Origin of the sequence: Actinoallomurus sp. CA-142502 (genome assembly GCF_050936355.1) — a bacterium.
In the GTDB taxonomy this organism is placed as follows: domain Bacteria; phylum Actinomycetota; class Actinomycetes; order Streptosporangiales; family Streptosporangiaceae; genus Actinoallomurus; species Actinoallomurus iriomotensis.
In genome coordinates this window covers 8,519,283-8,534,752 of the sequence record NZ_JBNJMY010000001.1, presented here as the reverse complement: position 1 = coordinate 8,534,752, position 15,470 = coordinate 8,519,283, and the positions used below count along the sequence as shown (strand labels likewise).

Sequence of the window (15,470 nt, the reverse complement as noted above, 5' to 3'; positions counted from 1 at the left end):
CCGTTCAGTAGCGCACGGTGATCCGGTGGGCGTGGCCGTCCACCCGCACCCAGCCGCCGACCGGGATGACGACCTGGGGATCGGTGTGCCCGAAGTCGACGTCGAAGACGACGAGCGCCTCGGGGTTGTACGCGGCCAGCGCGCGCAGGATCGCCTCGCGCTGCTCCTTGGCGTACGCGGCCTTCTCGTCGGGGGTGTTCGGACGTTCGAACGACCATGCCTTGGCGCGCCCGACGAGGACACCGGCGAACCGGCCGAGCATGCCGCGCTCGCCCATGTTGCGCAGGATCCGGTACACCTCGGTCGCGGACGGGAGTTCCTCGCTCGTCTCGATCAGCAGAACCCGGCCGTCGTACGCCTCGGGCGGCCCGATCAGGCGGTCGGCCATCAGCAGCCAGGACAGGATCTCCAGGCTGCCGCCCCAGGCCGGCCCCTCGACGACCTGGTCGGCGTTGTGCCAGCGCCAGCCGTCGCAGGCCTGCATCATCGGCGGGGACGCGAACGTCGTGGGATCCGCCCAGTCGCGCTGGACGTCGCCGTACACCGTGCTCTCGCGCAGCTCGTACTCGCCGGACGTGAACAGCGCCGCCTGGAGCGAGACCGTCGTCAGCGAGTGCATCGCGCCGGGCCGTCCGAACTCCGCCATGACGGAACCGCCGTGGTACGCGACGATGCCGAGATCGGCGATGTAGGTCAGCAGGTTCGTGTTGTCGCTGTAGCCGAAGAACGGCTTGGGGTTCGCCCTGATCAGGCCGGCGTCGAGGTGCGGCAGGACGGTGATCTGGTCGTCGCCGCCGATGCTGGCGATGACGGCCTTGATGTCCGGGTCGCCGAAGGCCGCGTGCAGGTCGGCCGCCCGCTCTGCCGGCGAGGCCCCCATCCGCCGGGTGGCCGGATACTCGACCGGCGCGAGCCGGAAGTCCTCCCGCAGCCGCCGCAGCCCCAGCTCGTACGGCAGCGGAAAGAGCTCCGGCAGACCGGCCGACGGCGACACGATCGCCACCCTGTCGCCGGGCCGCGGCTTGGGCGGGTAGATCGGTTCGGTCATGAGGCCAGTGTCGGCATCGGCCGTGGCTCGAATCAAAGCCTTTTCCCGAGTCTTCAGGGGGAAGCGCGTCGGGTCATACGAAGAAGGCGTTCATGCCGGGAACATCGGACAGGTAGGTCTCGATGTCGGCGATCCTTCCGTCGCGCAGGCGGCAGACCGTGGACAGGTGCTCATCCAGCACCGCGTCGTCGCGGCGGGCGGTGTTGTGCAGGGACAGCGCCACGTTCTCGCGGCTGACCAGGACGTGCAGGAGCTGGAAGTCGAGACCGTAGCCGGCGATCTTTTTCGCGTGCCGTACGACCGCGTCGGCGCCGACGACGGTGCCGGACACGGTGTTGTCACCCGGCAGGGTCCACGTGGCGTCGGGGTGCAGCAACGACCGGATCGCCTCCCAGTCACCCGCGGTGAGGGCGGCGTGGAACTGCTTGCCGAGGGCGTAGGCGGTGTCGTGGCTGGTCACAGGTGTCTCCTCGTGAGTCTGAGAGCTTAAAGCAAAGTTGTGTGCTTTAACGGCAGGCTACAAGGCGGGGACCGCTAAAGCAAAGGTGTGTGCGTTAGCATGGCCGACGTGAGTGCCGATCCCCGAGCGAGGCGGCCGGGCGGCCGCAGCGCGCGCGTGCGTGCGGTCGTGCACCGGGCCGCGGCCGACCTGGTCGCCGAGCGCGGCGCCGACCAGGTGACCGTCCCCGCGGTGGCCGAGCGCGCCGGGGTCAACCCGAGCACGATCTACCGGCGCTGGGGCACGCTGCCCGCGCTCCTGGCCGACATCGCCGCCCAGCGGGCCGACACCGCCCCCGAACCCACCGGAGACCTGCACGACGATCTGGCGAACCACGCGGCGTGGACGCTGGCGGACCTGTCCCGCCCGGGCGGAGTCGCGTTCTTCCGCGCCGAGGTGGCGCCCGACGTCGACGAACGCCGAGCCGGCCTGCGCGAATGCCTGCAGCGCGTCAGCACCCGCTTCGAGACGATCCTCGACGCGGCCCGCGAGCGGGGCGAGACGCCACCGTCGCTGGAACGGGTACTCGACCGGATCGTCGCCCCCATTTACTTCCGCGTGGTCTTCTCCCTCCCCGAAACCGACGAGACCTACGCGCGGGGCCTGGCCGCCGCCCTCCTCGACGCCGACACGTGAGAGGCCAACCGGTCCGTTGGGGTCTGGGCGTGGGGTTTGGTGGTGGGCTTGCTGGGCGTGGGCTTTCGTGGGTGGCGCGGTCCGTTGGGGTCTGGGCGTGGGGTTCGGTGGTGGGCTTGCTGGGCGTGGGCTTTCGTGGGTGGCGCGGGTCCGTCGGGGGCTGGGTGCGGGATTGGCGGCCGGCCTGCTCGGCGCCGACTTCTGAGAGGTCGCCCGGTCGGCTGTTGGAGTGTTCGCGGGGCGCGATGGCCGGATTGGCGTGTCACAAATAGGCGGCGCGTGTAAGATCGCCCGCGATGTCCGGGAAATCAGGAGTCTTCGAAGCCGTCGAGCGGCTCTTTCGCTTTCCCGGACTGGATGAAGAAGCGTTGATGCGTGATGCGGATCATGTGTTCTCCGGTCCTCGCGGACGCAAGATCGCCTTCATGAGGGAAGGCTTCAAGGGCAAGGACGAGGGCGTGGCCGGGATGACCTCCATGGCCACCGGGAACGTGTTCATCTCCGGGGATATGAAGGTTGATCCGAGAGAGCTGCATGAGACCGTGCGGCATGAGCTGTTCCACTCGGTGTTGACTCCTCGTTCGCCGGTGCTGGGTTACGCTCATTTCGTATTGAATAATAAATCCGGACTGTATGTTTATCTTCACGAGGCGGGGGCGCAGGCGTATGGCGCGCGTAACCTGTGGAAAGGCATGAAGTATCCGATTAAGTATGGATACGTCAAGCCGAGTTGGCTCGCAGCCGAAATCGGCGCGCTGGGCTTGGTCGGCTACATGGCCGTGGGCGCGGTGCACAACGCGACCGCCGACTGACCGCCGTTCGGCGATGATTTTTCCGCCCGGTGCGGACATCGTGATCCAGGCCGCGCCGGAATGGCCTCACCCGTACGATTCGTGTCGCTGTGTCGCCCTCCTCTGCTCCCCGGCGCGGTGCTCCCGGTGAAGCCGTTCACCGCGACGGCGGACGACGCGCAGGACCCCGTCGCCGGATTGAGCGCGCGAGGAACGCGTGCCCGCCGGTGCGGACCTCCCGACCTGCGCCGAGCCGGGAAGACCGCACCCACCACGCGCTCATCTCGCCGTGCCCCGGCATCGACCTCCCATCGAGTGGGCCCGGACGAGGGCACCCTCGCGTTCGGCGCCCTCGTCGGCCCGGTCTCCGCTCGTCTCGCCCCTCGCGTGGACTCCTGATCGGCGTTGCCCGGCTCTTCCCCGCGGGCCGGCGTCCGGTGGGACGTCAGGTGAGCCGGTCGTCTCATCGGCATCGCTGACCGGCCATGTCAGGCGGGCTCGTCGAGGTCGTCCGGGGTCAGGTCCAGGGGGACGGACGACGGGGGCAGGCCGCTGACGAACAGCTCGCGCAGCAGCAGCGCCATCGAGTACGCCGGGTCGGCCGACAGGGCGCGGTCGAGGGCGATGTTGGCCAGGGCTCCCTCGCCGGCCCGCCAGGCGGCGAAGGACAGCAGGCTCGCCGGGGCGGGGGCGTAGGGCTCGGCGACCCTCGTCAGGACGTGGCGCCAGAGCCTCAGGTGCGCCTGCAGGTGCGGCTCCGTCATCCGGACCCACGCCTCGTCGCGGACGCGCAGGCTGGACAGGAGCACCCCCAGCCAGGCCGTCTCCTCGTCTCCCGGCGGCCTCTCACCCGCGCACGCGCGGTCGATGACGTCGCGGACCAGGGACACGCCCTCGCGGGCCATCAGCTCCGTGACACGCGAGGCGTCGCTCTCGGCCCACCTCGCCAGCCGCCGCTCGGCGTGGACCGTGGCCGCGCGCATGCCGGGGCCGCCGGCCGGGGCCACCATGCGCTCCAGCTCGGCCCGGTCGGGCAGGGCGACCAGGCCGCCCGCGATGGCGGTCGCGGCGACCGGGCTCGCCGTCACGTCCACGAACGTGCCCTCCGGCGGGCAGCATCCGGTGTCGGCGCACAGGTAGGACCAGAACCTGCCGCCCTCCACGCGCAGCGCCTCGCGTACCCGGACACCGTGGTCGTGCAGGCGGTCGCGGACGCGCTCGATCATCGGCGTCACCCGGCCGGCCGGCCCGTAGCCCGCCAGGATCACTCCGTCCGGCCCCCGGCGGGCGAGGAGGCCGGCGACGTGCTCGAGTAACCCCTCGGCCGCGGTCAGGTCGAGCCGCACGGCGTACGCGCCGGTCGTGGCGTCGCACGCCAGCACCACCACGCTGTCGGACGGATGGAAGCCGATGAGGTAGGGGATCGCGCAGACGACGTCGGCGGGGGAGCGGAGGCGGAGCGTGTTCGGGTTCATGGGAACGAGCGTGCCGTGGCGGGAAGTGGACGGACAGCCCTCGGAGCGGTTCTGTGGATAACCCCACGAAACCCCAGCTCAGCACACTGAAGTCCACTCCGCGGACGGCTCACGAGTACGGAATGACCCGTATGCGTAGTCGGTCAACGACTGTGCATGAGAGTGTGCTTAGTGCCAAGGTAACGGGAATGTTTCGCTTGTCCTCGGGAGTAATGGTCGACGAATGAGCACTCCCTACGATGAACGGCCGTGGCTTCGGTTCTACGCCGACGGCGTGCCGGCGAACGTCCAGGTCCCGGACGTGCCGCTGACGCACCTGCTCGACGCGTCGGCCGAGCGGTTCCCGAACCGCAAGGCCCTGATGTTCTTCGGGCGCGCCATGACGTACGCCAAGCTGCTGAACGCGGTCAACCGTCTCGCCGGGGCGCTGCGCCGGATCGGGCTCCGTAAGGGCGAACGCGTCGCGGTGATCCTCCCGAACTGCCCCCAGGAGGTCATCGCGTTCTACGCGATCCTGCGGATCGGCGCCATCGTCGTCCCGACCAACCCGCTGTACACGGCCTCCGAACTGCGCCACCAGCTCGCCGACTCCGGGGCGCGGGTCGTGGTCGTCTTCGACAAGGCGTACGAGACGCTGATCGAGGCCATGCCCGGCACCGACGTCCGGCAGGTCGTCGTCACCTCACTCGCCGACTACCTGCCGTTCGTCAAGCGTGAGCTGCTGAAGCTGCCCGTCGCCAAGGCGAGGAGGCTCCTCGCCGAGCTGAGCACCGAGCTTCCGGAGAACGCCGACATCCTCTGGTTCGACGACCTGCTGAAGGAAGGGCCGGACAACCCGCAGCAGACCCCGGTCGACCCGATCCGCGACCTGGCCGTCCTGCAGTACACCGGCGGCACCACCGGTCGTCCCAAGGGCGCGATGCTCACCCATCGCAACCTCGTCGCCAACGCCCACCAGACCGTCGCGTGGGATCCGGCGATCCGCCCCGGCCACGACGTGAACCTCGCCGTCGTGCCCCTGTTCCACGTCTTCGGCCTGACGTTCTGCCTGACCTGCACGATGCTCATCGGCGGCATGGTCGTGCTGGTCCCCAGGTTCGACCTGGACCTGGTGCTGGACGCCGTACGCAAGCACAAGCCCACGCTCTTCCCGGGCGTTCCGCCGATCTACCAGCAGCTCGCCGCCGCGCCCGAGGCGAAGAAGGCCGGCGTCGGCGACATCCGGACCTGCGTGTCCGGGGCCATGAAGCTCGCCCGTACGACCGTCGACGCGTTCCGGACCGGGACGGGCGGCCGGGTCGTGCAGGGGTACGGGATGACCGAGACGTCCCCGGTCGTCATGGCCAATCCGCTCGACGGGAACGCCCGCCACGTCTCCGTCGGCGCGCCGCTGCCCGGCACCGAGGCGCGCATCGTGGACGAGCGCGACCCGACCCGCGTGCTGCCCGTCGGCTACCCGGGGGAGCTGATCGTACGCGGGCCGCAGATCTTCGCCGGCTACTGGAACCAGCCCGCCGAGACCGCCGAGAGCCTCTCCCGCGACGGCTGGTTCCGTACGGGAGACATCGCCGTGATGAGCCCGGACGGCTACTTCACTCTCATCGACCGCAAGCGCGACGTCGTCATCGTCGACGGCTTCAACGTCTACCCGTCCGAGATCGAGAACGTCCTGGCCGCGCACCCGGGCGTCGCCGAGGCCGCGGTCGTCGGCGTACCGGACTCCGCGCACGGCGAGGTGGTCACCGCGTACATCATCCCGCGCGAGCCCGCGCCGAGCCCGGACGAGATCCGGGCGTACGCCGCCCAGCACCTCGCCGGCTACAAGGTGCCGGCGTTCGTCGAACTGCGCCCGACGCTGCCGCGCAACATGCTCGGCAAGGTCCTGCGCCGCGTCCTCCGCGAGGAGAACGCGATGTCCTGACGGCGCGAGAGGACGCCTCGCCCGCCAGGGCTCACCAGGGAATCGGCCCGTTCTCGTCGACGAAGGCGCCCGTCGGACCGTCGGGGCCGAGCGTCGCCATGCGTACCGCGATCGCGGCGGCCTGCCGGGTGGTGCGGTCGCCGGTGAACCCGTTCCCTTCGGTCGCCGTGTGACCTGGGCAGACGGCGTTGACCAGGATTCCGTTCCGGCGCAGATGCTTGGCGTACTGCGTCGTTACCGCGTTGACCGCGGCTTTGCTCGCCGGGTAACCCAGCAGCGGTGGCAGGTCGGCGAACGCTCCGTCCGGCGTGGCCATCGCGGTCAGCGAGCCGCCGCGCCCGGACACGTTCACCACACGTCCGCCCGGTGAGCGCAGGAGCAGCGGCAGCACCGCCTCGGTCACCGCGACCAGGCCGAAGACGTTGGTCTCGAACACCCTGCGGACCTCGGCCGGCACGTCCGCGCCGGCGCCGGGGATCTGCCGTTCGTCGCCGGTGATTCCGGCGTTGTTGACCAGGACGTCCAGCCGGCCGTACCGGGTCGCGATCTCTTCGGCGGCCATGGCGATGATGTCGGCGGCGGTCACGTCGAGGGTGATCCCGTGCACGTCGCCGCCGGCGGCGCGCAGCATTCGCACCGCCGCGTTCCGTCGCTCGATGTCGCGGGCTCCGACGAGTACGGTCATCCTTCGCTCGGCGAGTGCGGCCGCGATGGCGTGGCCGATGCCCTTGTTCGCCCCGGTGACCAGAGCGATCGTGGTCGTGTGCGTCATGACGCCAGTTCACCGGCCACCGGCGAACGGAACCAAGACCGATGGGGACGCGCACCTATACCCTGCCGGTATGGAGTCCCGGGAGCTGGTCTACTTCGTCGCGGTCGCGCAGGAGCGGAACTTCAGCCGGGCGGCCGACCGGCTCGGCATCGCCCAGCCGCCACTGTCCCGGGCGATCCAGCGTTTGGAGCGGCGGCTCGGCGTACGGCTTCTGGAGCGCACCAGCCGCCAGGTGTCGCTGACCCGCGCCGGCGAGGTTCTGTTGAACGAGGGACGCAAGGCGCTCACCAACCTGGCGGCGGCCGAGCGGCTGACCCGGCGCGCCGGCCGCGAGCCGCGGCTGGTGGTGGTGACGAAACCGGCCGGCGACGCCGGCCTCCTCGAACCCATCCTGGCCCGTTTCGCCGCACACCCCGACACGGTCGAGGCCGAGGTGCTGATCTGCGGCATCGGCGAACAGAAGAGCCTGCTGCGCGACGGAACCGCGGACGTCGCGCTGCTGCGCACGCCGCAGAATGATCTGTCCGGGCTGGCCACCGAGGAGCTGCTGACCGAGCGCGAGCTGGTGGTGCTGCCGCGCACCCATCGGCTGGCCGGCCGCGCGTCGGTGCGAACGGTCGATCTGGCCGACGAGGTCTTTCCCCGGTGGTCCGACGAGTCACCGGGCAGCGGGCCGGTCATCACCGACACCGGTCAGGTGGCCGAGTTGATCATGCTCGGACAGATCACCGCCGTGCTGCCCGAGTCGGTCGCCTGCCGGCTCGGCCCCGACCTGATCGCCGTCCCTGTCGACGATCGCCGGACGACACTGCTGGCCGCCTGGTCCGAGGAACGTCGCGACCGCGCGCTCGCCGCGTTCGTTCGAACCGCCGCCGAGGTCGCGGCGACGCGCTCCACCGCCGACGCCCTGAAGAGTTCCGGTTCGCTCACGGGAGCCTGATCACGCGGTCTCGTCCGGCTCCCGCGGAAGCCGGCGCTACGACGCGTCGAGGCGGCGCAGAGCGGCCTTCACCGTCGCCGAGTCGTACGTCGTCCAGAACGGGGGCAGCGAGGCGCGCAGGAAGGATCCGTAACGGGCCGTCGCCAGACGCGGGTCGAGGATCGCGACCACGCCGCGGTCGTCCATGCTGCGCAGCAGGCGTCCGGCGCCCTGGGCGAGGAGCAGGGCGGCGTTCGTCGCGGCGACCGCCATGAAGCCGTTTCCGCCGCGTGCCGCGATGGCCCGCTGCCGCGCCGAGGACAGCGGATCGTCCGGGCGCGGGAACGGGATCCGGTCGATCACCACCAGGCGCAGCGACGGGCCCGGCACGTCCACGCCCTGCCACAGCGACAGCGTGCCGAACAGGCACGTCGCGTCGTCCTCCGCGAAGCGTTTGACCAGCTGCGACGTCGAGTCCTCGCCCTGGCACAGCAGGGGCTGCGCGATGCGGCCCTTCAACTCCTCGGCGGCCTGCTTGGCGGCGCGCATCGAGGAGAACAGGCCGAGGGTGCGGCCGCCGGCCGCCTCGATCAGCTCGCTGAGCTCCGTGAGGTACGCCTCCGGCAGGCCGTCGCGGCCCGGCGAGGGCAGTCCGCGGGCGATGTAGAGGATGCCGCTGCGCGCGTGGTCGAACGGTGAGCCGACGTCCAGGCCGGACCACGTGATCGGCGCTCCCTCGCCGCCGGACTCGCGGGACTCGCCGGACTTTTCGGGCTCATCGGACTCGTTGGACGCGGCCGGCAGCCCCCACTGGCGGGCGAGCGGCTCGAACGACCCGCCGAGCGACAGCGTCGCCGACGTCAGCACCGTCGTACGCCGCCGGAAGAGCCGCTCGCGCAGCAGCGCGCCCACGCCGAGCGGTGCGACGCGCAGGGCGACCGGCCGCCGCGAGTCGTCCGAGAACGGCTTGTCGAGCCAGACCACGTCGTGCCGCGACGCCAGGTCGCCCGCGAACGACTCCAGGAAGCGCACGGCCGTGTCGTGGATCTCCTCCAGCGAGGTCAGGGCCGCGCGGCCCGCGCCGAGCCGCTCGGCGTCGTCGCCGGCGCCCTGCAGTGTCGTACGGAGTGCCGTGGCACAGGCATGGGCGGCGTCGCGGATCGCGGCGAGCGACACGCCGGCCTCCTGCGGCAGCACGTCCAGGCGGCCGGGGCGCAGGTCGGCCAGCACCGGCGCCAGTGCCTCGCCGGTCTCCTTGAGCCGGTCGGCGAGGTCCTCCTCGATGAGCCGCCCGCAGCGGCGCGCGGTGATCTCCACGGCCTGCGCGGACAGTTCCGCCGTCGCCACGGACGTGACCCGGTCGACCAGCTCGTGCGCCTCGTCGACGATGACGACGTCGTGCTCGGGCAGGACCTGGTAGTCCTCCAGGGCGTCGATCGCGAGCAGCGCGTGGTTGGTCACGACGATGTCGGCGTCGCCGGCCCGGTCGCGGGCCTGTTCGGCGTAGCACTCGGTGCCGAACGGGCACCGCTGCGCGCCGAGGCACTCGCGGGCGCTGACCGAGACCTGCCGCCACGCGTGCTCGTTCACGCCCGGTACGAGTTCGTCGCGGTCGCCGGTGTCGGTGGTCTCGGCCCACTCGTGGATGCGCTGCACCTGACGTCCGGCCGCCGACACCGTCTGCGGGTCGAACAGGATCTCCTCCGGGTCCTCCGGCGCGTCCACCTGCAACCGGTGGCGGCACAGGTAGTTGCGGCGGCCCTTGAGGATGGCGAAGACCGGCTCGCGGCCGAGCAGCGGTTTCAGCGACTCGGCGAGCCGGGGCAGGTCACGGTCGATGAGCTGGCGCTGAAGGGCGATCGTCGCGGTGGACACGACCACGCACGTGTTGCGGGCGACCGCGTGGCGCACGGCCGGCACGAGGTAGGCGAGGGACTTGCCCGTGCCGGTACCCGCCTGGACGGCGAGGTGCTCGCCGGAGTCGATCGCGTGCGCCACCGCCTCGGCCATCTTGACCTGGCCGGGCCGTTCGGCGCCGCCGACGCCGGAGACCGCGGCGGCCAGAAGGGCGGAGACGTCGGGCAGGTCGGTCTCGTCGGAGGCGGAGTCGAGGAGGTCGTCGGGCACGACAGCAGACGCTACCGGTGACGCGGACCTCGGACGCCCATTACACGTGCCTCGACCGTACGGGCCGCGTCAGAGCGATGCGCCGCCCTGGCGACGGCGGCGCTCGTTGAAGTCGCGCATCCGCTGCGGATAGCCGGTGATCTGCACGTCGTAGACCGGCAGGCGCAGGTCGCGCGCGACCTTCTGGATCACGCTCGGCGACCCCACGCGCCGGCGGGTCCATTCGCCGTCGGCCGCGATCGCCATCGCCGTCGTGTCGGTCGCGAACGTCTCCGGCTCGACGTAGAACTCCACCCCCGTACGGCCGCGGGCGAAGGCGATCAGCGACTCGATGTCGGCGTCGTTCGCCTCACGGTCGAGGGTGGTCACCTTTTCACCACGCCGGCGGTGAATCCCGAAGCGATCGCCCCACTTCATCGAGGTCCTCCTCAAGAACCCGTTGCCCCCGTCCCGTCATCGGTCACGTCTTCAACGTCGCTGTCGCGGCTGCGGTTCCCAGTTGCATAGATGTGGCATAAATCATGAGATCCTCACAACTCGACACTTATCAACGTTCTGCGCCACTAATCTGTGCGTTGTCGTGACAAAGGCAATTACGGGGGCCTTGATGCGGTTCGCCATTCCCGCAGGCCGTGCGCGGATCATCGCCGGCGCGGTCGCCGGGGTGCTCTTCCTCGGCTGGCTCAGTGGCCTCGGCCCCGCCCGCGCGAACGAGACGCGGGTCCCCGCCGCGGCGAGCGGTCCTCCGCCGGCCGCGCGCCGTCCCGCCGTACGGCGCCAGCGGCCCGCGCCGAGCCGGCCGCCCGTCGACTGCCGCAAGGTGAAGTGCGTCGCCCTCACCTTCGACGACGGGCCCGGCCCGTACACCGCCCGGCTGCTGCGCATGCTCGCCGCCCGTCACGCCAAGGCCACGTTCTTCCTCATCGGCGGGAACATCCACGGCCGGGAGGCGGTCGTACGCCAGGAACTGGCCGAGGGCCACGCCATCGGCGACCACACGTGGAGCCACCCCGACCTCGACAACCTCTCGGAGAAGCAGGTCCGTACGCAGCTCACCCGGACGCTCACCGCGATCACACGGGTGACCGGCCGGCCGGTCACCCTGATGCGCCCGCCGTACGGGGCGACCGACCGGCACGTCGCCAAGGTCGCCCGGCGCCTCGGGCTGGCCCAGGTCATCTGGAACGTCGACACCGACGACTGGCTCGACCGGAACTCGGCGATCGTCGCCCACCGCGCCATCACGCGGGCGCACCGGGGGGACATCATCCTCATGCACGACATCCACCCGACGACCGTGCGGGCCGTACCGAAGATCCTCCGCGGCCTCGCCAAGCGCGGCTTCACGTTCGTCACCGTGCCCGAACTCCTCGCGGCGCACCCGATCAAGCCGGGCCGGGCCTACTTCCACGGGGAGGACGAAGCTCGAGTCAGATCCCGGGATAAATCGTCTTGACCGCCACCTGGATGCCGTTGCGTTCGAACGCGTCGGTTCCGACGTCGATGAACTGCTGCGCGAGACCTCGCGGTGGCAAGAAATGTCCGGTCTCATTCGTGAGTTCGTGAACGGTGAGGATCGGTTCTCCGGTCATAAGATTGTAACCCGGCCCGATCTCAGCCATTCCAGCGCCTCGTACCGGCCCTCCGCCGGTCATCGCCGCGTGGCTTGTGCCCGGTCCGGGAAACGTGAGTTTCAGCACTCCGTGTTCGTCGACCGCCCACCGGTAGCGCCGGGTCTGCCCGCGAGGGATACTTTCCAATATATAGCGAAACGCGAAGGTGCCTTCCGTTAGCACGGGTGCATTACCCGTCAGCTCCTCGGCGAGCCTTTCGGGCATTCGATTTCTTTGCGTTTTTATCAGGTAGGGGCTGAGGCCCAGAGGGTCGGCCCATCGGGTGGGATTGTGGACATAAGCGTATGGGTTGGCGTGGGAGATGAGGCCGAGCGGATCAGGACTCTGGTAGCGGGCGGTCACAGGGTCGTAGTAGCGATGAACGTTGTAGTTCAGTCCGGTTTCCGGGTCGTGATACTGGCCTGGAAAACGCAACGGGCAATAGGCCTGGTTCTTTTCGGCCGAAACGCGGTTTCCCCACAGCGTGGCGCGAAAACGCCAGACGACCTCGCCGTCCGCGTCCACCATCTCCACGGGAGCGCCTGCCGAGTCGGTGGCGATCGCGTAGACCCGTTGGTCGATCCACCGGTGTGGCGCGTCCAGCGTGGACGTCCGTACGGTCTGGACGATGGCCTCGATTCCGCCCGGCCGGTAGTCCCAGGTGGTGGAGACGAGGCCGGCCTCGCCCCGACTGATCTGCTCGGAGAGGGAGAACCCGTCCCAGGTGAAGTCGGTACGCCCGGCGACCGTGCCATCCGGGCGAAGGCATTCCTTCGCGATACGCCGTCCGAACGGGTCGTAGGAGTAGCGCCACCGCCGGCCGTCCGGTGTCACCACGGAGGTCAGGCGGTCATCCGCGTTCCAGGTGAACCGCCACTCGCGTGACTCTCCGGAGAGGGTCCGGTACCGCCGCGCCACCACGCGGCCTCGGGAATCGTGTTCGTAGCGCATGCCACCGGCCCGGCGGACCAGCATCCGCGCGTATTCGCGTCCGCCGTCGGCTCGCACGTCCTGAGGCCGGGTGGGCCACGTGGCCTCGGTGAGATTGCCGGCCGGGTCATAGCGGTACCGCTCGATCCAGTCGTGTCCGTTGACCTCGGTGACGCGGCCGATCGCGTCCAGCGTGAAATTCCTGGGGCCGGACCGACGATCCGCGACGGCGATGAGTTCTCCGTTGGGGCGGTAGTCATAGGTCCGGTGCTGGATCGGCTCCTCTGGGCCGGCGATCGGCGTCGGTGACACTTTCCGGAGTGTCTGCGCCGTGACCCGATGGTCGGCGTCCCAGCGCTGGAGGAAGGCGACGCCGGAGTAGGCGCCGGTGCTCATGCTGCGTTCGATCTCCCGGCCGGCGGGGTCATGGGCGAAGCGGATGTTCCGATCCGCGGTCACCAGCCCGACCGGACGCCCGCCCGAGTCGTACTCCCAGGCGGTTTCGGCGCTCACCGGGGTGCGCCGGCCGACGCGCCGCCCCGCCGCGTCGTACGTGGAGGCGAGCGTGCGGCCGTTCACGGTCTCCGCGATCACTCGGCCGAGGGCATCACGGGTGAGGCGCACGTCTGCGACGTCGTTCGCCGCGCGGATCAGGCGTCCGGCCGAGTCGTAGGCGAACACGGTGACGCCGTCGCCGGTGTGCTTCTCGACCACGCCGCCGAGCGTGTTCCGTATGAGGCGTGTCGTGTTCCCCGCGTCGTCGGTGCGCGAGGACACCTGCCCCGCGGCGTCATAGTCGTAGGTCACCTGCCGACCGTCGAAATCGACCTCGTTGACCAGACGGCCGGCCGCGTCGTACGAGTAGCGCCACGCCAGGCCCTGGGGGTTCCGTACGCTCACCAGCCGTAGCCGTGTGTCGTACGCGAACTCCAGCCTGGTGCCGTCGGCGGCGATGCGGGCGGCGGGCAGGTCGAAGTGGGTGTATTCGGTACGGGTGATCCGCCCGACCGCGTCGACGTGCTCGATCGGATTGCCCTCGGCGTCGTATCGCCACCGTTCCGTGGCTCCGCTGGGCAGAGTCCGCCAGGCCGGATCGCCTTCGATCGTCCAACCGAACCGGGTGATGCCGCCGACCGCGTCGGTGACCGCCGTGACCCGTCCCAGCGCGTCGCGCTCGCAGTGAATGACGTTGCCGAGCGGGTCGGTCACCTCGACCGGCAGGCCGACGGAGTTCGTGCGGACACGTGTCGTGTTGCCGAGCGGGTCGGTGACGGTGGCGAGATGCCCGTGCCCGTCGTAGGAGAACCGTGTCGTGCCCTCCAGGGGATCCGTCACCGTGAGCAGGTTGCCCCGCTCGTCGAAGCGCTGCCGCCAGACCGCCCCGTCGGGCGTCGTGACCTGGATCGGCAGGCCGAGTTCATCGCGGGCGATCGTGGTCGCCGAGCCGCCGGGCAACGCGACCGTGGTCAGGCCGCCCGCGTCGTCATAGCCGTAGCGAGTGATACGGCCGAGCTGGTCGGTTCTGCTCAGCAGCCGGTCGAAGCGGTCCCACTCCGATCGCGTCAGATGGCCCATCGAGTCGACCTCGGCGATCACCTGGCCCAGCTCGTTGAAATGGTACGTGGTGGAATTGCCCAGCGAGTCAGTGGCGACGGTGGTCTGATCCGCATAGGAAAGGCTCACGCCGAGAGCGCCACCCGACCCGGTACCGCTGACGCAACGGCCCGAGTCGTCGTATGTGTAGCGATACCACTCATCGTTCCGGTCGATCCACTCGGTGAGCCGGCCTTCTTCGTCGTACCGGAACCGCAGCGCCTTTCCTGAGGAATTGATGACTTCGGTCAGATTTCCGGTGCCGTCGTAACCGTAGCGAATCAGAATCTGGTCATCCGCATCGCCATCGACCGGACCAGCGAGCAGTCGCAGCGCGACGACTCGGTCTCCTTCGACGTCGACACCGATCCGATAACCGCCTCGGTGGTATACCTCGCTGAGTGTTCCGTCTTCGGTGCGGAGGAAATCGATCCGGTTCGCGTTGCGATCCGAAATCGTCGTCAGGGGCCACAGCCACCCATCGCGTTCGGCCGGCATCGGACTGCGGAAATGCAGGGTACGGCCGAGTGCCGGATCCGTTATCGCATACCCTTCACCGGTACGGGTCAGCGGCCGGCGCGGTCCCTCGTACGGCAGGACCGCCATCCCCGTGGAGGCCGGTGGCGGATACACCAGGACCATGCCATCGTCAGAGGCGAAACACACTCCGCGCTCATCGATCTCCAGGCGCTGATCCAGCGTCGACGCCCAGGTTCCGAAAAGGCCTTCCTGCCGATATGACGAGACGTGCGTGCGCTCCAGTACCAGTGGCAGTACCCCGGCCAGCGCGACGTCGGTCTGGTGCATCAGCACCTCACCGCTGGCCACGTCGACCGGATCGCCCGTCACGTGGCGAAGCGCGCGCGGCACCGATCGGGCACGGATCTTTCCGGGCCAGCGGCGGAGCGGCACTTTGAGCCTCCTGGCCGCCTTCACCGTCGCGTCCGCGGCCGAGCGCATGCCCGAAGCCACGGCAGGGCGGCGGAGCAACGATCCCACGACCTTGAAAAGTCCTGCTGCGTCAGCCACAGAACCTCACATTCATCAGAGGGCACAATTGCCCCGCGCGAGGGCCGGGGCGTTACCGGTCATCGCTGCTCGTCGTGACCTGGCTGACCTGGGGAAGTCGGTTGTCGGTGACCGAGG

12 protein-coding genes are annotated in these 15,470 nt (G+C 69.9%); 5 read left to right on the top strand and 7 right to left on the bottom strand.

Features of this window, described 5'->3' with window-relative positions; all coding sequences use genetic code 11:
• Positions 1-4 precede the first annotated feature (4 nt).
• Positions 5-1,048, bottom strand: coding sequence for a S66 family peptidase (locus tag ACQEV1_RS39810; protein WP_433401625.1), 1,044 nt, complete (start codon positions 1,046-1,048; stop codon positions 5-7).
• Between the two features lie 73 nt (positions 1,049-1,121).
• Positions 1,122-1,508: a nuclear transport factor 2 family protein gene (locus ACQEV1_RS39805; protein ID WP_433401623.1), complete on the bottom strand. Its 387-nt coding sequence runs from the start codon at positions 1,506-1,508 to the stop codon at positions 1,122-1,124.
• 108 nt (positions 1,509-1,616) lie between these two features.
• Here ACQEV1_RS39805 and ACQEV1_RS39800 point away from each other — a divergent pair, with 108 nt between their 5' ends.
• On the top strand, positions 1,617-2,183 hold the full coding sequence (locus tag ACQEV1_RS39800; protein WP_433401621.1) for a TetR/AcrR family transcriptional regulator: 567 nt from the start codon (positions 1,617-1,619) through the stop codon (positions 2,181-2,183).
• A 296-nt stretch (positions 2,184-2,479) separates the two neighbouring features.
• Complete coding sequence (locus ACQEV1_RS39795; protein ID WP_433401619.1) at positions 2,480-2,995, top strand: hypothetical protein; 516 nt, start codon at positions 2,480-2,482, stop codon at positions 2,993-2,995.
• Between the two features lie 467 nt (positions 2,996-3,462).
• Here the strand turns inward: ACQEV1_RS39795 and ACQEV1_RS39790 are convergent, their stop codons facing one another.
• Entirely contained in the window at positions 3,463-4,449 is a 987-nt protein-coding gene (locus ACQEV1_RS39790) for a DUF4192 domain-containing protein (RefSeq protein ID WP_285627925.1), read from the bottom strand.
• Positions 4,450-4,672: 223 nt separating this feature from the next.
• Between ACQEV1_RS39790 and ACQEV1_RS39785 the strand changes: the two genes are divergently transcribed.
• Positions 4,673-6,370: an AMP-binding protein gene (locus ACQEV1_RS39785; protein WP_285627927.1), complete on the top strand. Its 1,698-nt coding sequence runs from the start codon at positions 4,673-4,675 to the stop codon at positions 6,368-6,370.
• Positions 6,371-6,401: 31 nt separating this feature from the next.
• Here ACQEV1_RS39785 and ACQEV1_RS39780 read toward each other — a convergent pair whose 3' ends face one another.
• Positions 6,402-7,142 (bottom strand): SDR family NAD(P)-dependent oxidoreductase, encoded by a 741-nt coding sequence (locus tag ACQEV1_RS39780; RefSeq protein ID WP_433401616.1) that lies wholly within the window; start codon positions 7,140-7,142, stop codon positions 6,402-6,404.
• Between the two features lie 70 nt (positions 7,143-7,212).
• Between ACQEV1_RS39780 and ACQEV1_RS39775 the strand changes: the two genes are divergently transcribed.
• Positions 7,213-8,082: a LysR family transcriptional regulator gene (locus ACQEV1_RS39775; protein WP_433401614.1), complete on the top strand. Its 870-nt coding sequence runs from the start codon at positions 7,213-7,215 to the stop codon at positions 8,080-8,082.
• 36 nt (positions 8,083-8,118) lie between these two features.
• On the opposite strand, the gene ACQEV1_RS39770 is transcribed toward ACQEV1_RS39775, so the two are convergent.
• Positions 8,119-10,188, bottom strand: coding sequence for an ATP-dependent DNA helicase (locus tag ACQEV1_RS39770; protein WP_433401612.1), 2,070 nt, complete (start codon positions 10,186-10,188; stop codon positions 8,119-8,121).
• 69 nt (positions 10,189-10,257) lie between these two features.
• Positions 10,258-10,605 carry a hypothetical protein gene (locus ACQEV1_RS39765; protein WP_433401611.1) on the bottom strand — a complete coding sequence of 116 codons (348 nt, stop codon included), beginning with the start codon at positions 10,603-10,605 and terminating at the stop codon, positions 10,258-10,260.
• Positions 10,606-10,795: 190 nt separating this feature from the next.
• Between ACQEV1_RS39765 and ACQEV1_RS39760 the strand changes: the two genes are divergently transcribed.
• Positions 10,796-11,644, top strand: coding sequence for a polysaccharide deacetylase family protein (locus tag ACQEV1_RS39760; RefSeq protein ID WP_433401609.1), 849 nt, complete (start codon positions 10,796-10,798; stop codon positions 11,642-11,644).
• Here ACQEV1_RS39760 and ACQEV1_RS39755 read toward each other — a convergent pair.
• Positions 11,619-15,353, bottom strand: a complete 3,735-nt coding sequence (locus ACQEV1_RS39755; protein ID WP_433401607.1) for an RHS repeat-associated core domain-containing protein — start codon at positions 15,351-15,353, stop codon at positions 11,619-11,621. The genes ACQEV1_RS39760 and ACQEV1_RS39755 overlap by 26 nt on opposite strands.
• Positions 15,354-15,470 lie beyond the last annotated feature (117 nt).